This window comes from Rhodococcus sp. LB1, assembly GCF_001583455.1.
In the GTDB taxonomy this organism is placed as follows: Bacteria; Actinomycetota; Actinomycetes; order Mycobacteriales; family Mycobacteriaceae; genus Rhodococcus_F; species Rhodococcus_F opacus.
This window is the reverse complement of the sequence record NZ_LTCZ01000399.1, coordinates 232-15725: the sequence shown is the minus strand read 5'-3', so window position 1 is coordinate 15725 and position 15494 is coordinate 232. Positions and strand designations below refer to the sequence as shown.

At 65.0% G+C, this 15494-nt stretch carries 17 protein-coding genes and 1 pseudogene; 3 read left to right on the top strand and 15 right to left on the bottom strand.

Annotation, left to right across the window (positions count from 1 at the left end):
* Positions 1–9 precede the first annotated feature (9 nt).
* The 4 genes from AZG88_RS39040 to AZG88_RS39025 all read right to left on the bottom strand — a co-directional run bounded on the left by AZG88_RS39040 (position 10) and on the right by AZG88_RS39025 (position 3800).
* Positions 10–930, bottom strand: a complete 921-nt coding sequence (locus tag AZG88_RS39040; RefSeq protein ID WP_061700700.1) for an LLM class flavin-dependent oxidoreductase — start codon at positions 928–930, stop codon at positions 10–12.
* Between the two features lie 70 nt (positions 931–1000).
* On the bottom strand, positions 1001–2017 hold the full coding sequence (gene dmpG / locus AZG88_RS39035; protein WP_082833578.1) for a 4-hydroxy-2-oxovalerate aldolase: 1017 nt from the start codon (positions 2015–2017) through the stop codon (positions 1001–1003).
* Positions 2014–2985 carry an acetaldehyde dehydrogenase (acetylating) gene (locus AZG88_RS39030; RefSeq protein ID WP_061700699.1) on the bottom strand — a complete coding sequence of 324 codons (972 nt, stop codon included), beginning with the start codon at positions 2983–2985 and terminating at the stop codon, positions 2014–2016. The genes dmpG and AZG88_RS39030 overlap by 4 nt, the downstream gene beginning before the upstream one ends.
* Positions 2982–3800, bottom strand: a complete 819-nt coding sequence (locus tag AZG88_RS39025; RefSeq protein WP_061700698.1) for a 2-keto-4-pentenoate hydratase — start codon at positions 3798–3800, stop codon at positions 2982–2984. The genes AZG88_RS39030 and AZG88_RS39025 overlap by 4 nt, the downstream gene beginning before the upstream one ends.
* Positions 3801–3887: 87 nt before the next feature.
* Between AZG88_RS39025 and AZG88_RS39020 the strand changes: the two genes are divergently transcribed.
* Positions 3888–4682, top strand: a complete 795-nt coding sequence (locus AZG88_RS39020) for an IclR family transcriptional regulator (protein WP_061700697.1) — start codon at positions 3888–3890, stop codon at positions 4680–4682.
* Positions 4683–4733: 51 nt separating this feature from the next.
* Here the strand turns inward: AZG88_RS39020 and AZG88_RS39015 are convergent, their stop codons facing one another.
* From AZG88_RS39015 to AZG88_RS38975, 9 genes are all read right to left on the bottom strand, one after another.
* Complete coding sequence (locus AZG88_RS39015; RefSeq protein WP_061700696.1) at positions 4734–5516, bottom strand: SDR family NAD(P)-dependent oxidoreductase; 783 nt, start codon at positions 5514–5516, stop codon at positions 4734–4736.
* A 45-nt stretch (positions 5517–5561) separates the two neighbouring features.
* Entirely contained in the window at positions 5562–5897 is a 336-nt protein-coding gene (locus AZG88_RS39010; protein WP_061700695.1) for a non-heme iron oxygenase ferredoxin subunit, read from the bottom strand.
* 76 nt (positions 5898–5973) lie between these two features.
* Complete coding sequence (locus tag AZG88_RS39005; protein WP_061700694.1) at positions 5974–6477, bottom strand: aromatic-ring-hydroxylating dioxygenase subunit beta; 504 nt, start codon at positions 6475–6477, stop codon at positions 5974–5976.
* 60 nt (positions 6478–6537) lie between these two features.
* Entirely contained in the window at positions 6538–7851 is a 1314-nt protein-coding gene (locus AZG88_RS39000) for an aromatic ring-hydroxylating oxygenase subunit alpha (RefSeq protein WP_061700693.1), read from the bottom strand.
* Positions 7852–7897: 46 nt separating this feature from the next.
* Positions 7898–8176, bottom strand: coding sequence for a hypothetical protein (locus AZG88_RS38995; protein WP_061700692.1), 279 nt, complete (start codon positions 8174–8176; stop codon positions 7898–7900).
* A gap of 12 nt (positions 8177–8188) precedes the next feature.
* Positions 8189–9385 (bottom strand): NAD(P)/FAD-dependent oxidoreductase, encoded by a 1197-nt coding sequence (locus tag AZG88_RS38990; RefSeq protein ID WP_061700691.1) that lies wholly within the window; start codon positions 9383–9385, stop codon positions 8189–8191.
* A gap of 9 nt (positions 9386–9394) precedes the next feature.
* Complete coding sequence (locus tag AZG88_RS38985) at positions 9395–10690, bottom strand: MFS transporter (protein ID WP_082833577.1); 1296 nt, start codon at positions 10688–10690, stop codon at positions 9395–9397.
* A 90-nt stretch (positions 10691–10780) separates the two neighbouring features.
* Complete coding sequence (locus AZG88_RS38980) at positions 10781–11764, bottom strand: alpha/beta fold hydrolase (protein ID WP_061700689.1); 984 nt, start codon at positions 11762–11764, stop codon at positions 10781–10783.
* Complete coding sequence (locus tag AZG88_RS38975; protein WP_061700737.1) at positions 11751–12815, bottom strand: amidohydrolase family protein; 1065 nt, start codon at positions 12813–12815, stop codon at positions 11751–11753. Before AZG88_RS38975 ends, AZG88_RS38980 begins: the two co-directional genes overlap by 14 nt.
* 225 nt (positions 12816–13040) lie before the next feature.
* Here AZG88_RS38975 and AZG88_RS38970 point away from each other — a divergent pair, with 225 nt between their 5' ends.
* Positions 13041–13856, top strand: coding sequence for an IclR family transcriptional regulator (locus AZG88_RS38970; protein WP_061700688.1), 816 nt, complete (start codon positions 13041–13043; stop codon positions 13854–13856).
* Positions 13857–13975: 119 nt separating this feature from the next.
* On the top strand, positions 13976–15040 hold the full coding sequence (locus tag AZG88_RS38965) for an extradiol ring-cleavage dioxygenase (RefSeq protein ID WP_061700687.1): 1065 nt from the start codon (positions 13976–13978) through the stop codon (positions 15038–15040).
* 18 nt (positions 15041–15058) lie between these two features.
* Here AZG88_RS38965 and AZG88_RS52250 read toward each other — a convergent pair whose 3' ends face one another.
* Both AZG88_RS52250 and AZG88_RS55850 read right to left on the bottom strand, forming a co-directional pair.
* Positions 15059–15211, bottom strand: coding sequence for a hypothetical protein (locus tag AZG88_RS52250; protein WP_156517724.1), 153 nt, complete (start codon positions 15209–15211; stop codon positions 15059–15061).
* Between the two features lie 23 nt (positions 15212–15234).
* Positions 15235–15315, bottom strand: a pseudogene (locus AZG88_RS55850) (hypothetical protein); the annotation flags it as partial.
* Positions 15316–15494 lie beyond the last annotated feature (179 nt).

Genomic DNA, 15494 nt, shown 5'->3' with positions numbered 1-15494 from the left:
GTGGCCCGGTCAGCTGTGATGGCCGAGCAGTAGTGCACGGACCGAGGCCGTGTGCTCGATCGCCGCTTCCATCGAGGTGGCTGCCGGGACCAGGGTGATGTTGTCGGCACCTGCCTCGACGAACGAGTTCAGCCACTCGGCCACTTGCTCGGGTGTTCCGGAGGGTGCCAGGTGACGGAACTTGTCGCGCGGCAACTGATACAACGCCTGCATCTTCTCGCCCACCAGACGATCGGCAACATCGGCGTCGGTGTCGAGGCCACACCAGACGTTCACGCCGAACGAGTTGGGAGCGCGGTTCTCCCGCGCGGCGGCGTCGAGGATCGCGGTACGTGTCTCGGAGAACCGTCGCGGTGTGCAGAAGATTCCGAGCCAGCCGTCGCCATAGCGGGCGGTGCGGCGAATGGCGGATTCACCTCGGCCGCCGATGAGGATCGGGACCGCGGGCCGCGGCGCCGGCAAGATTCGTGCCTGGTCGAGGGTAAAGAACTCACCGTGATGGGTGACCTCCTCACCGGTGAGAACGGCACGCAGAACCTCGAGGGTCTCGTCGAGCCGACGGCCGCGGGTGCTGGGGTCGACCCCGCTGTTCGAAATCTCGGATCGGTCCTCACCGCCGACGCCGGCACCGACGACCAACCGTCCGGGCGCGATCTGCGAGAGCGTCGCGATCTGGCGGGCGGCGAGCATCGGGTGCCGCAGGCCGAGCAGGTAGACACCGATGATCACCGACAGCGTGTCGTGGCTGGACAGGACGGTCGTGGCCGACACCATGCCGTCGAACCCGGTACCGCCGTGGAAGCTGATGTGGTCACCGACGGTGATGTGATCGAGCCCGGCTTCGGCCGCGGAATCGAGAAGAAGCCGCCGATCTGCGGGTTTCGGGACGAGGAGTGCATCAGTGACCGACAACCCCACTCTGATCGACACGCTGATCTCCTCTCATGCGAATGGACTGACCATAATCAGTTTGCGACGTCCCTGGCAAGGGGGAGGACGGTCAGCGTCCCTGGGCCTGCATGTCGAGGGCGATGTCGGTGATCATGTCTTCCTGTCCGCCGACGAGTCCGCGTTTGCCGACTTCGAGGAGGATGGTGCGCACGTCGACGCCGTATTGCTTCGCGGCGGTTTCGGCGTGGCGGAGGAAGCTGGAGTAGACGCCGGCGTAGCCGAGGGTGAGGGTTTCTCGGTCCACGCGCACGGGCCGGTCCTGGAGGGGGCGAACGAGGTCGTCGGCGGCGTCTTGGAGGGCGAACAGGTCGCAGTGGTGTTTCCAGTTCTGGAGGTTGGCGACGGCGATGAATGCCTCGAGTGGGCAGTTGCCGGCGCCGGCGCCGTGCCCGGCGAGGGATGCGTCGACGCGGGTGACGCCTTCTTCGACGGCGACGACGCTGTTGGCCACGGACAGCGAGAGGTTCTCGTGGGCGTGGATACCGATCTGGGTGCCGGGGTCGAGAATGTTCCGGTAGGCGCGGACGCGTTCACGGACACCGTCCATGGTGAGCCTGCCTCCGGAGTCGGTGACGTAGACGCACTGCGCCCCATACGATTCCATCAGTTTCGCCTGTTTGGCGAGGTCGTCGGCGGAGCTCATGTGACTCATCATCAAGAATCCGGAGACGTCCATGCCGAGTTCGCGGGCCTTGGCGATGTGCTGGGCGGACACGTCCGCCTCGGTGCAGTGGGTGGCGATGCGGATGGAGCGCACCCCAAGCTGGTAGGCGTGTTCGAGTTCGGCGATGGTGCCGACGCCGGGTAGCAGCAGCGTGGTCAGGGTGGCGTGGGTCAGGTTGTCGGCGGCGGCCTCGATCCATTCCCAGTCGGTGTTCGAGCCGGGCCCGTAGTTGAGGGAGCCGCCGGCGAGACCGTCGCCGTGGGCGACCTCGATGGCGTCGACACCGGCGGCGTCGAGCGCGGCAACGATCTTTCCGACGTCGTCGGGGGTGATGCGGTGCCGGACGGCGTGCATGCCGTCGCGGAGGGTGACGTCTTGGATATAGAGCTGGGGAGTGGTCACGAGTGGGCCTCCGCGGGAATCGTGTGCTGGATGCGTCGGGCGATGGACTCGGCGGTGCGCAGGGCCGCGGAGGTCATGATGTCGAGGTTGCCGGCGTAGGCGGGCAGGTAGTGGGCGGCGCCCTCGACCTCGAGGAAGATCGACACCTTCGTGGTGACCGGACCGCCGCCGTCGCGCAGCAGGGTATGCACCGGTTCGCCCTCGGGGATCGGAGTGAACTGGACGTCCTGCTTGAGCCGGTAGCCGGGGACGTACTCGGCGACCCGGGCGGCCATCTCCGCGACAGACGCGCGGATCGCGTCGTGGTCGGCGTCGCCGATCAGAGCGTAGACGGTGTCGCGCATCAACGGGGGTGGTTCGGCGGGGTTGAGGATGATGACGGCCTTGCCGCGGGCGGCGCCGCCGACCTGTTCGATGGCGTGGGAGGTGGTTTCGGTGAACTCGTCGATGTTCGTGCGGGTTCCGGGTCCGGCGGATTTCGAGGCGATGGACGCGACGATCTCGGCGTAGGCGACGGGGGTGACCGCGGAGATGGCGGCGACCATGGGGATGGTGGCCTGGCCGCCGCAGGTGACCATGTTGACGTTGTCGACGCCGGAGTCGAGGTGCTCTTCCAGGTTGACCGGGGGAACAACGAACGGGCCGATCGCGGCCGGGGTGAGGTCGACGAGCTTTTTCCCGTAGGGGGTGAGGGTGGCTGCGTTGGTCTGGTGGGCCTTGGCGGAGGTGGCGTCGAAAACGATGGCGATGTCGGCGAAGTTGTCGAGGGCGATCAGGCCGTCGACGCCGTCGGCGGTGGTGGGTACCTTCAGGCGGGCGGCGCGGGCGAGTCCGTCGGAAGCCGGGTCGATGCCGACCATGGCGCCCATCTCGAGGGTGTCGGAGTTGCGGATCACCTTGATCATCAGGTCGGTGCCGATATTGCCGGATCCGATGATCGCGACCTTGATCTTGGGGGTGTCGGTCATGCGTTGTCCTTCGAGAAGGTGGCGGTCACGGTGCCGAGGCTGGTCAGTTCGGCGCGAATTCGGGTGCCGGGTGGGGTGGGGACCATGGGGCCGAGGGCCCCGGAGAGGATGACCTGCCCGGCGCGCAGGGGCTGGCCGTAGTCGCGGGCGGTGCGGGCGAGCCAGGCGAGGGCTTCGAGGGGGTCCCCGAGGCAGGCGGCGCCGGTGCCCTCGGACACCAATTCCTCGCCGGAGAACAGGCGCATGGACACCTCGCGCGGCTCGAATTCATCCAGCGTGAGCCAGTTTTCGCCGAGGACGTAGAGTCCGGAGGAGCCGTTGTCGGCGACGGTGTCGGTGATGGTGATGTCCCAGTCGGCGATGCGGGAGTCGACGATCTCCAACGCTGCTGCGGCGCGGGCGACGGCGGCCCGCACCTGGGGGAGGTCGAGGTCACCGTCGACGAGGTCGGCGCCGAGTTCGAATGCGATCTCGGCCTCGGCTTTCGGTTGCAGCAACCGGCCACTCGGTACCTCGGGTAGGTCGGTGACGTCCATGTCGGCGAACAGCACACCGAAATCCGGTTGGTCCACCCCGAGTTGCTGCTGCACGGCGGGGGAGGTGAGCCCGATTTTGCGGCCGGTGATGGTGCCGCCGGCGGCGACGCGGTGGTCGGTCAACCGCTGCTGGACCGCGTAGGCGGCGTCGATATCGTTGACTCCCAAGAGATCCCGTATGGGTGCGCACGGTCGTGCCGTTGCGGATGCCGCGGAAAGACGGTCCGTGGCCGCCAGAATCGACGAATTCGAGAGGGCTGCAGAGGCGGTGGTTGGCATCGATGACCTCACGGTGGGTTGGTTCGAATTGGACGCTGGGCGCGTAGTTGTTTGTACTGTGCCGGGCCGGATGGTGATACTCAACGAATGAGTCCCATAGAACGGAACACTTTGCCGCCGAGTGGCGAGCCGACCTCGGTGGTCCGGCGGATGTCGGATCTGTTCGCCGCGTTCGGGCCCACTGACACCGCGCTGGGTGTGAACGAGTTGACCCGGCGGACCGGGATACCGAAGGCGACGGTGTCGCGGCTGGTGAAGGAGATGGAAGCCGTCGGGTTCCTCGAACGTCGGGGTGCCAAGGTGGGGCTGGGTCTGCGGTTGTTCGAGCTCGGCGAACGGGCCTCGCGGCGCCGGTCGGTCCGCGAGGTGGCGCTGCCGTTCCTCGCCGATCTGCGGGAGGCGACGCGGCAGACCGTGCATCTGGCGATCCTCGACGGTACCGAGGTGGTCTACGTCGAGATACTGCCGGGACGGGACGCACCGTGGCTGCCCTCCGGTGTGGGCGGGCGGCTGCCCGCGCATGCCACCGGGGTGGGCAAGGCGTTGCTTGCGGGATCACCGCCGCAGGTGATCGCCGAGGTGCTCGCGGCCGGCCTGGTCCGGGTCGGTCCACGCACCATCACCACGCCCGGACCCCTGGTGCGGCAGTTGCGGCGCATAGCCTCGAGCGGCATCGCCTACGAGCACGAGGAATCGGCGCCCGGCGTCGCCTGCGTCGCAAGCGCGATTCGCAGTGCCGACGGTCCGCCGGTGGCCGCCGTTTCCGCGTCCGGATGGATCGGCAAGGTCGATATCCGGCGTGTCGGTCCCGCCGTCCATACCACCGCCCTGAGCATTACCCGTGCGCTCACCGACACCAGGGATCGGGAAAACGGCGGCTGATGCGCCGCCCCTCCCGCTGCGGTCCAAGGCGCGTCCATTTGTTGGAACGCGTCACAGCATGGAACTGCCACCGTTCACGCTGATCACCTGACCCGTCACGTAGGACGCTTCTTCGGACGCGACGAAGGCGACTGTGGCCGCTACTTCTTCGACCGTTCCTGGACGATTCATCGGGATGAGGTTGCGCATCTGGGCGCCGAATATCGCCATGTCGTCTTTCACCTCGGGCGGTGCGGAGGCCAACTTGGCGGCGGCCTCCGGCGTCTCGATCCACGCCGGAGCGACTGTGTTGACGGTGATTCCGGAATCCGCGAACTCACGCGCGAGTCCGGTTCCGAATGCATGAACTCCACCCTTGGCGGCGTTGTAGATCGCGTGCCGGTACAAACCATTGCGTACGGATTCGGCTCCTATGTGAACGATTCGGCCGTACCCGGCGTCCACCATGTGGGGTAGTGCCTCGAGCGTGGTGTACAGGGTCGTCCAGAGGTTGCGGTCGATGGTTGCCCGTAAGGTTTCCTCGGTGTGGTCGAACGTCGGAAGGATGACGCCGCCGCCCGCGCAGTTCACCAGCACGTCTATCGCGCCGTGTTCGGTGACTGTCCGCCGGATGAGGTCGGCGGCATCCTCTCGCTGGGAGAGGTCTCCGACGACGGTGGTCACCGACGCCGCGTTGCCGGGCCGAAGGTGTTCGGCGACGGCCTCTACTGCGTCCGCGCTGAGGTCTCCGAGGACGAGATCGGCGCCCTCGTCGGCCAATCGCACGGCGATGGCGCGGCCGATGCCGCTGCCTGCGCCGGTGACAACCGCGGTCCGGCCCTTGAACCTGTTCATGTGGTGGTACTACCTTCTGATGGAGTGCGCTGGGCGCGAGAGTGTTCAGTCGCTGTTCGGCGTTATGTACACCCGGCCGTCGGTTACGACGGTTCGGTACTTCTTCAATGCGAGAACCGCGGGAAAGCACAGGGGTGCTCCGGTGCGGACGTCGAACCGGGCCATGTGGAGCGTGCAGAGCACCTCGTGCCCCTCGAGTTCGCCTTCCTCGCCGAGCGACCACTTCTCGTGACTGCAGGAGTCGGATGTGGCGTAGAATTCGCCGTCGACGCGATACACGGCGATCCCACCTTCGGCGTTCAAGCGTAGAGTTTCGCCGTCAGCCAGATCCTGTTCGTTGCACGCGAAGATCAGTGCTTCGGTTGACGTTTCTGGTGCCATGGTCGGCCCTCTCGTAAAGCGCGGATGCGGGAATCGCCTCGTTGTCGGCGGTGCGCATTGTGGATCGTGGAAGCGTTCAGATGATGAAGCTGATCTTGCCCTGGGGATCGAGCATGTCGTGAGCCAGGACGGCTCGCTTTCGACGGATCAGGAACGACGAGTTCCGGGGTATGAGTTCGTAGTCGTACCGGCCGACGTAGGTGTCGAACTTGCCGGCTTTTGCACGGTTGATGATGAAATTAGCGGTGACGGAGAGTATTTCGTCCGTCTCTGCAAGAATTCGCACATTGCCGACGATCCGACTGGTCTGAGAATGGGGAAACTCGGCGTGCGCCTCCGGCTTCTTGAGCCGAATCACCCTCTGTTCGAGCATGGTGCGACCATCGTGGATGAGCGACCACGTGAGACCGGGATCTGCGTCCGGCCGATCCGTGGCGGGAACTTCGTATGTGCAGTCGAGGGTGAACAGGTCGAGCCACTCCTCGAGGCGCCATTGATCGATCAGGCCGGCTTCGTGGAACAGGAATTCCTCGATCGCGCTACGAGTGGTGATGGTTGGTGTCTCCGACACGGAAGTCATAGGGATATCCTTCTGAGGTGACTGGCGGCGTTGTGGATGATTCGGCGTGATCGAGCGAGGTCAGGCATCGACGTCCTGCTTGTCGAAGGGAACGAACGAGGTGCCCTCGGTGGGGAGTTGCTGTCCGGTGATGCGCCTGTTCCATTCTCGCCACCACGAGCGCATCTGCAGTTCGTCGTTTGCCGCCGGGACGGGCTTGCCCATACCTTTCGACACGTCGGACCAGCCGACTTCGCCACGGGCACCGAACCCCTTCTGGGCCTGTTCGAGAGCCTCGACATCGTCTGGGGTCGCGAGCCCCGCCGGTCCCCAGAAGGTGAGTGCATTGTTGATGCGGTACTTGACGAACTCCTCGTCGACACCCTTGGGGATGATCTGCCAGCCGGTGACAAGGGTTTCCGATGGGCTCACCGGGTAGAACGTGCGCAGCGTCAATCCGAAGCTGAGATCGATCAGGATGAGGCTGGGGAAGAACACCGAGTTTCGTGCGAGGCCGAACATCGCGGTGGCGTAGTTCTCACCGAAGGCCTGCTCGGCCTGTTCCCGAAGGTTGGCGAGGGTCTGCTTGACACCGTCGGTCGCCAGCGGGAGTCCGTTGGCCGGATACATCAATGTGGCATGCCCGTTCGGGAATTCGGTGCCCATGCCGGCGGGGGACACACCGTTGACGGTTTCCTTACCCAGCATCGGGGGTGTGGCACCCAGTTCCATCATCATCTCGAAGTAGGTGTGGTGGACGGATTTGGCGTGATATCCGTCGATGCTGTTCTCGACGAGGAGCTTCCAATTGGCCTTCAGCGAGTACTTGTGGGTTCCTTCCAGGATTGCGACGCCTTCAGGGGACTGATCGGCTGCCAAATCGATGAAGTAGCGGGCTTCGCCGAGGAACGTCAGCAGATCCGGCGCGTCGGGATCGAAATTCACGAAGTAGAGCCCGCGGTAGCTGTCCACCTGGGCGGGGGACTGCAGACCCTTGTACACCGCGGACGGCTCGCTCTTGTAGTCCTCGTTACCGGGCACATTGACCAACTCTCCCGAGTTTCGGTACGCCCAGCCGTGGTAGAAGCAGGTGAAAATCTTGGCGTTACCCGAACTGTGCCGACAGACGGATGATCCCCTGTGCAGGCAGGTGTTGAGCAGCACCCGAACATCACCATGGCGGTCGCGGTTGAAGATGACCGGCCGGCCGCCGACGTCCCGGGTCTGGAAGTCGTTCTTGCCGGGAATTTCTGATTCGTGTCCGACGTAGAGCCATGTCTTTCCGAAGATCTCTTTTCGCTCGCGCTGCAGCACCTCCTCGGAAGTGAAGGCTTCACGGTTGACCCGGAAGAGGTTGTTGTCGCGGTCGTCGATGATGAATTGCTCTGCGGTCATGGAGATGGTCCGTTCTGATGAGTGCGGGCCGCGCCGGCGGCGTGCGTTAGTGGTGGTCGGCGACGCTGGGATTGGTTGTAGCGAGGTCCCGGAAGAGCCAACTGTCGGGATCGGAGCCGGTGGCCGGAACGACCAGCACGGCCGTGGGACCAATTGCCATCCAATTTCGTCCGTCGTCGTCGGGTTCGGCGGGCAGGATCTCGACGGTCGTGAAGACCTCGTTGCTCAGGTCGTGGGTCCCGATGATCACGTTGACCTTGCAGCCCTCGGTCTCGATATGAAGGATCTTGTCCGGACCGTCCTTGAAATGCTGGATATGACGCATGGGTGCCTTCCTTTATCGGGCGGGTGTCTGCTGACCGACGAGGTCTTCGAGACTCCCGTCGCGACGGTGGTTCTTGCGGAACGCGGCGACTGCTCGGGCATCGTTGACGCTGACCTGGGCGATCGGTTTGTCGTCGACGTCGGTGTAGACGGCGCGGAAGCGGCCCTCCGCGATCGACCCCTCGCGATGGGCGAGTTCGCCGAGCGAGGGCATCCCGACTATCTGGATCCGGGCGCCGTACTGGTCCGACCACACGTACGGAAGTTGCGCCGCAGGGAGTTCCGCACCGGTCACGATCGCGGCTACAGCATCAGCTTGTTCACCGGCGCTCGTCCAGTGCTCGATACGCGCGCTGACCCCGAGCAGTGGGTGTCGACACAGGGCGAGGTCGCCGATCGCGAAGATGGAGGGGAAGCCATCGACCTCGAAGCGGTCGCTGCAGTGCACCCCACCGTCGATGGGAAGCCCACTGTCCGCGAGCCAGTCGGTGTTCGGTACTGCGCCCACGCCGACGACGACGAGGTCGGCAGGTACCTCGGTTCCGTCGGCGAGGACGACCCCCTCGACCTGCTCGCTGCCGAGGAAGCGCTCGACGCGTGCTCCGGTAACGAGCCCGGCGCCGTGAAGTGTGTGAATCGCGGAGATCTCGCGCCCGACCTCGTCGCCGAAAACGTGACTCATCGGGATCTCGAGCGCCTCGATCAGAGTGACATCGAGGCCGCGCCCCCGCGCCGCGGATGCGAATTCGGCGCCGATGAATCCGGCGCCCACCACGGCCACCCGCGGCCTGCCGGCGAGAGCTTCTCGCAGAGCCGTCGCATCGTCGAGCGTACGCAGAGTGTGAACCCCCACCAGACCGGAGGAAACCGGCAGGGCCCGTGCACGCGCTCCGGTAGCGATCACCAGCCGCTCGTACGAGAACTCCTCACCGGTGTGGGTGACCAGTATCCGCCGGGCCGGGTCGAGACCGGTCGCGCACACACCCAACCGGACGTCGAGGGCGAACTCCGCTGCGAGCTCCGGTGTGAGAAGTCGCGGAACATCCGGAACAGGTCCCTCGGCCAAGAGGTCCTTGGACAGAGGGGGTTTGTCGTACGGCCAGTGCTCTTCGCTCTCCAGCAGCACTATGTGCCCGCCGAAGCCGCGCTGCCGCAGAGCGATTGCTGTTCGAGTGCCTGCAACCGAGGCACCGACGATCAGGAAGGACATACTCGAAACCTAGCCACGTCGGACGCCCGGGTGGTGCGTAGTTCCGGCCGCTGGAACTGCGAACACGCCGGCCGCCTGCCTCCTTCGTGTGATGCCGAGAATGACAGCACCGGCAAGGTTGGTCACGACGGCCGTAGCGGCGACCCACAACAACGAAGTCGTGGTGTCGACCGTAAATGAACTGTGCAGCCATGCGATCAAGGTCGGTAGTCCGAACCCGAGATAGCCGAGGCAGTAGACCCGGCCGGTCATCGTCCCGAGCCGGCCGGGCGGGGCTGATCGCTCGCAGTCACGCAAGCATCCGACCAACGTCAATCCGTATCCGATCCCCAGCACGGATGCCGCGGCCACGACCAGCCAGACCGACGCGGTTGCGGCAGCAACGGCGGCGGCGAGCGTGCCGACGACGAACAGCGAAAGTCCGATCAGGCGTGTCGGACCCGTTCGTCTCGGTGTGCGCCCCACGAGTCGTTGCGCGACGAAGCCCAGACCTAAACTCAGAAGACACAGCAGTCCGGAGAATGCTGAATCGAAGCCGGCCAACTCGGCCGCCACGATGGGTGGGAGGACCGCGTAGGCGATGCCCAGGGCGCCGAAGATCCACGGCGCGGCGGGTATCACCAGAAGATGGAATGCTCGCGGAAGTGGTGTTCGGTTTCGCTCCTGCGGGTCTGACCGTGTGCGCGTAGTACTGGTGGTGGATCGCGCAAGGAGTACGGCGCCACCAGCGCAGAGCACTCCGTGCAGCACGAAAGACGTGGTGGTCGGTGCAGGAGCCCACTGGGCGAGTGCGCCCGCAGCACCTGCGCCCACCGCGAATCCGCTGGTCAGGCTCATTGCCGATGCGCGTGGAGCGCGGCCAGATGTGGTCGACAGCGAGTCGAGCGCCAGCCCACCGACCACCATCCCGATCCCCAGCGCCACACCGGTGGACATACGCCCCGCGAACATCAGGGCAGGGTTGTGTGACCCGGCCGCGACCAGGATCGAGCCCAGTGCGCTGAGGGGTACGGCGAGAACGAGAGGATCCCGGGTGCCCCAGCGGGCCGCCAGCCGATGAGCGAGCAGAAGCGAGGGGATCAGGCCGACGACATACGCGAACAGCAGGGTGTTCACGGCGAGTTCGCTGAATCCGCGTTCTGCCCGGTACATGGTCAGCAATGGTGTGAATTGATTGCCACCCCAGGCGACCACGAACATTGCCGCGCAGATCGAGAACCAGGTCCGGTCAGGACGACAGGTTCGCACCGACTTTGCCGGAGCAGTAGGTGAGAGCGCGGTCGGCGCAGTTGGCGGTCGAGCCATCGGACACTTCCTCGGTACGCTCAGGTGACAACGACCGATGGCCGACACCGGATCGTGGACCCGGAGTCGGCAATCGGTTGTCGCGGAGATTCAGGCAGAAACCAGCGAACGGTTGATCAAGGGGAGTTCGGGGCGGCGATCGGAGACACCAGCGGCGTCGGCGAGCTCACCGGACACCGTGGCCTCCCGGAAGAATTCCAGAAAAACGGGGTTGAACAGGTCGGGCCGGTCGGTCTGACCCTGGTGACCACACTCGTCGGGATAGAAGAACTGGACATTGGGCAGGTAGTCCTCCTGGAGGTACCCCCACTCGACCGGTGTCAGGATGTCCTGGCGGCCGTAGAGGTAGAGCCCGGGGGTGCTCAACCGGTCGAGGCGCCCCTTGGTTACCAGTCGGGCGGCGCGATTCTCGCTCGTCCAGTCCGTGATTCGACGGTACTGCAGGAGCGTGGGCCAGAACTTCGCGTGCGCATCCATCCGGTCCCTCGCAGAGAGGTAACGCATGTCGATCAAATCTTCACTGATCGCCTCGCCGCGGTGAATGATCGCCTCCATCATGGTGCGCATGCCTTCACGTGTGCCGTCGTACGCTGTGAGACGGAACTCGCCCGCTGGTGGTGTCAAGTGTTCCGGGACCACGTCACCGATATCTCCCGCGATCAAAATGAAGCTCTTGACCTTGTCCGGGTGCGCAACCGTGTAGTTGACCGTGTTCATGCAGCCCATGGAGTTTCCTGCGAGGTGGAACTCGTCGAGGCACAGTGCGGTGGCGAACTGGTCGATGAAGTCGACGAAGGACTCCATGCCGTCCGGCCAGTATTCTTCCCGGGTGTCGGACAGTCCGAAACCGGGCATGTCGGGACAGTAGACGCGAAAACCGTTGTCGCCGAGATAGGGGGCCATGAAACGCCACCCCGCGAGACCTGACGAGCCGGGCAAACCGCCGTGGAGCAGGATCACCGCGGGGCCGGAGGTGCCGGCAGTCATGTAGTGCGCGCGGGCGCCGTTCGCCAGGCGTGCCCATCGGCTGGCCAGGCCGGGAACGTCGACGAGATTTTCATCAGTGAGTGCCATGGTGGTCTTCCTTTGTCGGTGAGAAGTGAGCGGTGACGAGCGCACCGGATGACAGTCCGAGGAATTCGAGTGCATTGTCACGGAGGATTCTCGGCACGGTTCCGGGCGGCAAATGCGGTGCCATAGAGGCCAAGTCTGCTATTCCCGCTTCGGGTTGGCCTGGGATGAACGGGTGGTCGCTGCCGAGGAGGACCCTGTTCGGACCGAAGCGATGCACCAGAGTCGGCAGGTGCGCCGGATCGAACACCAGGGTGTCTGCGTAGAGGCGCGACACGGTCCGATTCAGCTCGTCCGGGAGGTGTGTGGCGGCAAGCTGGGCGCCGAGGCGAAGTCTCGGATATGCCCACGGGAAGGTTCCGCAGCCGTGAACCGTGGCCACCCGTAGTCCCGGATGGTGGTCCAGAACCCCGCCGAAGACGAGGGCAGTGGCCGCCAACGCAGTGTCGGATGGCATTCCGAGTCCGAAGTCGTAGGTGAACCCGGAACGCCGCACTGCGCCGCCACCGCCGTCGACCGGGTGCACAAGTACCGCGAGCCCGAGGCTGTCGACGGCGTCGAAGAAGTACCCCAGCGCTGGGTCGTCCAACTCCATTCCGTTGATCCGCGTGCCGATCTCGACGCCGCGAAGCCCCAAAACTTCGGACAGATAACGTAGTTCGGGCAGGCAGTCACGGGGTGATGCGACGGGGGCGGTTCCGATTCCGACGAGCCTGCCGTCAGCGGCGTCGACCGCACGGGCGACGGACTCGTTCATCCATCGGCAGTAGGCGGCAAACGGTGCTGCCGGAGCATCGTATTCCAATGTGACCGGCACGGGAGAAATCGTCTGAACTCCGACGCCCGCCCGATCCATGTCCTCCAAGCGCGCCTGCACATCCCAGAGGGCGCGCCGGACGGTGCGGAAGTCTTCGGATCCGCGGACCAGCCGTCCCACCGCAGGAGAGTCGACCACCAACCGAGGTGCTCGAGGAAAACCTGCGATGACCTCGACGGGAGGGGCGTCACGGGGGAAGTGGTGCGCATGCACATCGATGGTGCCGGGTGGAACCACGAGGGTCTCCTTTCGCACGCATCCGTTTCTGGTTCGTCGGTTCGCCCACGTCGTCGGGCAAGCCGGATCTGGGGAACGTTAGGTGGCCTCGCACGGGGTCCGCCGCGGCTGTTCCAGGGGCTGGAACCGGTCGGCGAAAGCCGTACCCTGAATACGTGCGCGTTGTGACCGCCGTTACAGTTGGTTTCCCGCTGGGTCGGCGGAGCGGAGAGTGCGGAGGCCCGGATGATGCACGTGGCAGATGACAAACACGACGTCGGGAGTGCGGAAAGTGCGCCTCCCTCCATCCTCGCGAAGGCGTTCTTGGTCATCGGGGCATTCAACGAGCAAGATCGGGTGCTGACCCTGACGCAGATCAGCTGTAAGACCGGCTTACCCAAATCGACGGTCCACAGATTGCTGCAGCGGTTGGGTGAGCTGGATGTCATCGAGGAACACGGTGCGGGCTACCGACTCGGTATCCGTCTGTTGCAGCTGGTTTCCTCCATGCCGGTGGACGGAATGCGCGAGGTCGCGTTGCCGCACCTGGCCCGGTTGCAGGCGTGGTCGAAGGAATCGGTGCACTTCGGCGTCCTCAGGGGCAATGAAGTCGTCATTCTGCAGGCGCTCTTCGCCGTGGATCACGCCCGGCCCATAGGTGAGGTGGGTACGCGGATCCCGGCGCACCTGTCCTCGATGGGCCGGGTGATGATGGCCTATCTCCCCGAGGACGAGCTCACCGAACTGCTCGCGGGCCCTCTCTCCCGTCTGACGCCCAAGTCCGTGACGGATCCGAAGCAGATTCACGACGAATTGAAGCGCATACGGGTGTCGGGGGCAGCTGTCCAGAAAGATGGTGTGATTCTCGGCCTGGGCAACATTGCCGCGCCCGTCCTGATAAAAGGCCGGCCGATGGGGGCGGTCGCCGTTCAGTTCGACTCGTCGGAGCAGGTCTCCGAGTCGGTGATCAACGCGGTCAAACTGACCGCCCACCGCATCAGCCGCGACACCACCCAGATGCTGTCCCAGGGCAGAGCAGACCTCTTTCCGTTCGACGACTGAGCCGCGTTCCGGGCACTGGAACTTGCTGTGCGTGCGTCACCGGCACACCGCACGATGGAGGAGCGATCCGCCCGGCGCGTGTGACGGCGCCCGAGGCGCCACCTCAGAAAGGACGGCCAATGGGAGACTTCCTCGCTCTCGGCATGACCCACTACCCGCTGTTGGCGGGAACCGACGAGCACATGGCAGGCCTGTTGCGATGGACCCTCACCGACCCGGACATCCCGGTCGAGGAGAAGGATCCGGCTCATTGGCCGGACCGGATGCGCTCCGAGTGGTCCGACGACGGTGGAACGGCAGCCGCAGCGGCACACCGTGCGGAGCTGGTGACGAATTTGACTCGGGTGCGTGAAGCAGTCGACGAGTTCGCGCCCGATGTCGTCGTGGTGTGGGGCGACGACCAGTACGAGAATTTCCGCGAGGAGGTGGTGCCACCGTTCTGTGTGCTCGCCTACGGTGACCTCGAGGTGCCGGCCTTCGAGGTCATGAACGAAAGAGGCAGCCCGAACTTCTGGGGCAAACCAGACGATTTCGAGATCGTCATGCGTGGTGACGCGTCGGGAGCCCGCCAACTCACCGACGGCCTGATCGAGCGCGGATTCGACATGGCCTACTCGTACAAGAAGCGCGCCGGTGCACACTTTCCACACGCCATCCTCAATACGCAATTGTTCCTCGACTACGCGAACGCCGGCGCGGAGATGTCGTACCCCTTCATCCCGATGACCGTCAATTGCTATGGGCAGCACGCCATCGCGCGGAAGGGTGGATTGGCGAGATTCGCCGACATCGAGTCGGAGGTCCCCGACCCCGCGGGCCCGACACCGGCCCGTTGTTTCCAAGTGGGTCGCGCGGTCGCGCAGCATTTCCGCGACCGCGATCTCAGGGTGGCGTTCGTCGCCTCCTCGAGCTGGTCCCACGCCTTCTTGGCGGACAAGCTGTGGCATGTGCGTCCCGATACCGAAGCTGACGTGCGAATTTACAAGGCGCTGCTCGACGACGATTACGCAATGATGCGCAGATACACCAGCGCAGATGTCGTCGATGCAGGCCAGCACGAGATCCTGAATTGGTTCTGCATGCTCGGTGCGGTCGAGGAACTCGGCCTGCGTCGGGAATGGTCCGATCTGGTGGTAACCGACGTCTTCAATTCCAACAAGGCATTTGCCGTGTACGCGCAGTAGAGCGCTAGGTTCGTGCACTCAGCCCGCGCCCGAGGGGACGAGCAGGGAACTGCGCAGGTCGTCGAGGGTCCGACGGGGCAGGGAGCCCGCGGTGACGAGATAGTCTGCGACGCCGCCGTAGGTGTCGTCGAGGTGCGCGAATGCACGCGGGGCGCCGACCAGTTCCAGCACGAGCGCGACGAGGAGCCGGTGCGATCGTTCCCCGCGGAGCAGTGCACCAGCGCGGGGAGGTGTCGCGAGTCCGCGAGAACGGTGATCGCCGACGCGAAAACGATGTCCGCCGGTCCAGCTTGTCGCAGCAGAACTGCGTCATGTAGTCCTCTTCGAACCGCGGCATCTCGCCACAGGGGAGTGTGCGGATGCAGGTCGTGCCGGCTCTCTTGTCGATCTCGGCCGCGAAATACGCGCTCGCCGCCCGCAGCACCTCGTTCACCCGCCGCAGCTCCGCGACCTC

What these genes read in the sequence shown, in the direction of transcription:
- AZG88_RS39030 (WP_061700699.1), bottom strand. Translation starts at nt 2,985, where the DNA reads ATGACCGACACCCCCAAGATCAAGGTCGCGATCATCGGATCCGGCAAT.
- AZG88_RS39025 (WP_061700698.1), bottom strand. Translation starts at nt 3,800, where the DNA reads ATGCCAACCACCGCCTCTGCAGCCCTCTCGAATTCGTCGATTCTGGCG.
- AZG88_RS39020 (WP_061700697.1), top strand. Translation starts at nt 3,888, where the DNA reads ATGAGTCCCATAGAACGGAACACTTTGCCGCCGAGTGGCGAGCCGACC.
- AZG88_RS39015 (WP_061700696.1), bottom strand. Translation starts at nt 5,516, where the DNA reads ATGAACAGGTTCAAGGGCCGGACCGCGGTTGTCACCGGCGCAGGCAGC.
- AZG88_RS39010 (WP_061700695.1), bottom strand. Translation starts at nt 5,897, where the DNA reads ATGGCACCAGAAACGTCAACCGAAGCACTGATCTTCGCGTGCAACGAA.
- AZG88_RS39005 (WP_061700694.1), bottom strand. Translation starts at nt 6,477, where the DNA reads ATGACTTCCGTGTCGGAGACACCAACCATCACCACTCGTAGCGCGATC.
- AZG88_RS39000 (WP_061700693.1), bottom strand. Translation starts at nt 7,851, where the DNA reads ATGACCGCAGAGCAATTCATCATCGACGACCGCGACAACAACCTCTTC.
- AZG88_RS38995 (WP_061700692.1), bottom strand. Translation starts at nt 8,176, where the DNA reads ATGCGTCATATCCAGCATTTCAAGGACGGTCCGGACAAGATCCTTCAT.
- AZG88_RS38990 (WP_061700691.1), bottom strand. Translation starts at nt 9,385, where the DNA reads ATGTCCTTCCTGATCGTCGGTGCCTCGGTTGCAGGCACTCGAACAGCA.
- AZG88_RS38985 (WP_082833577.1), bottom strand. Translation starts at nt 10,690, where the DNA reads ATGGCTCGACCGCCAACTGCGCCGACCGCGCTCTCACCTACTGCTCCG.
- AZG88_RS38980 (WP_061700689.1), bottom strand. Translation starts at nt 11,764, where the DNA reads ATGGCACTCACTGATGAAAATCTCGTCGACGTTCCCGGCCTGGCCAGC.
- AZG88_RS38970 (WP_061700688.1), top strand. Translation starts at nt 13,041, where the DNA reads ATGATGCACGTGGCAGATGACAAACACGACGTCGGGAGTGCGGAAAGT.
- AZG88_RS38965 (WP_061700687.1), top strand. Translation starts at nt 13,976, where the DNA reads ATGGGAGACTTCCTCGCTCTCGGCATGACCCACTACCCGCTGTTGGCG.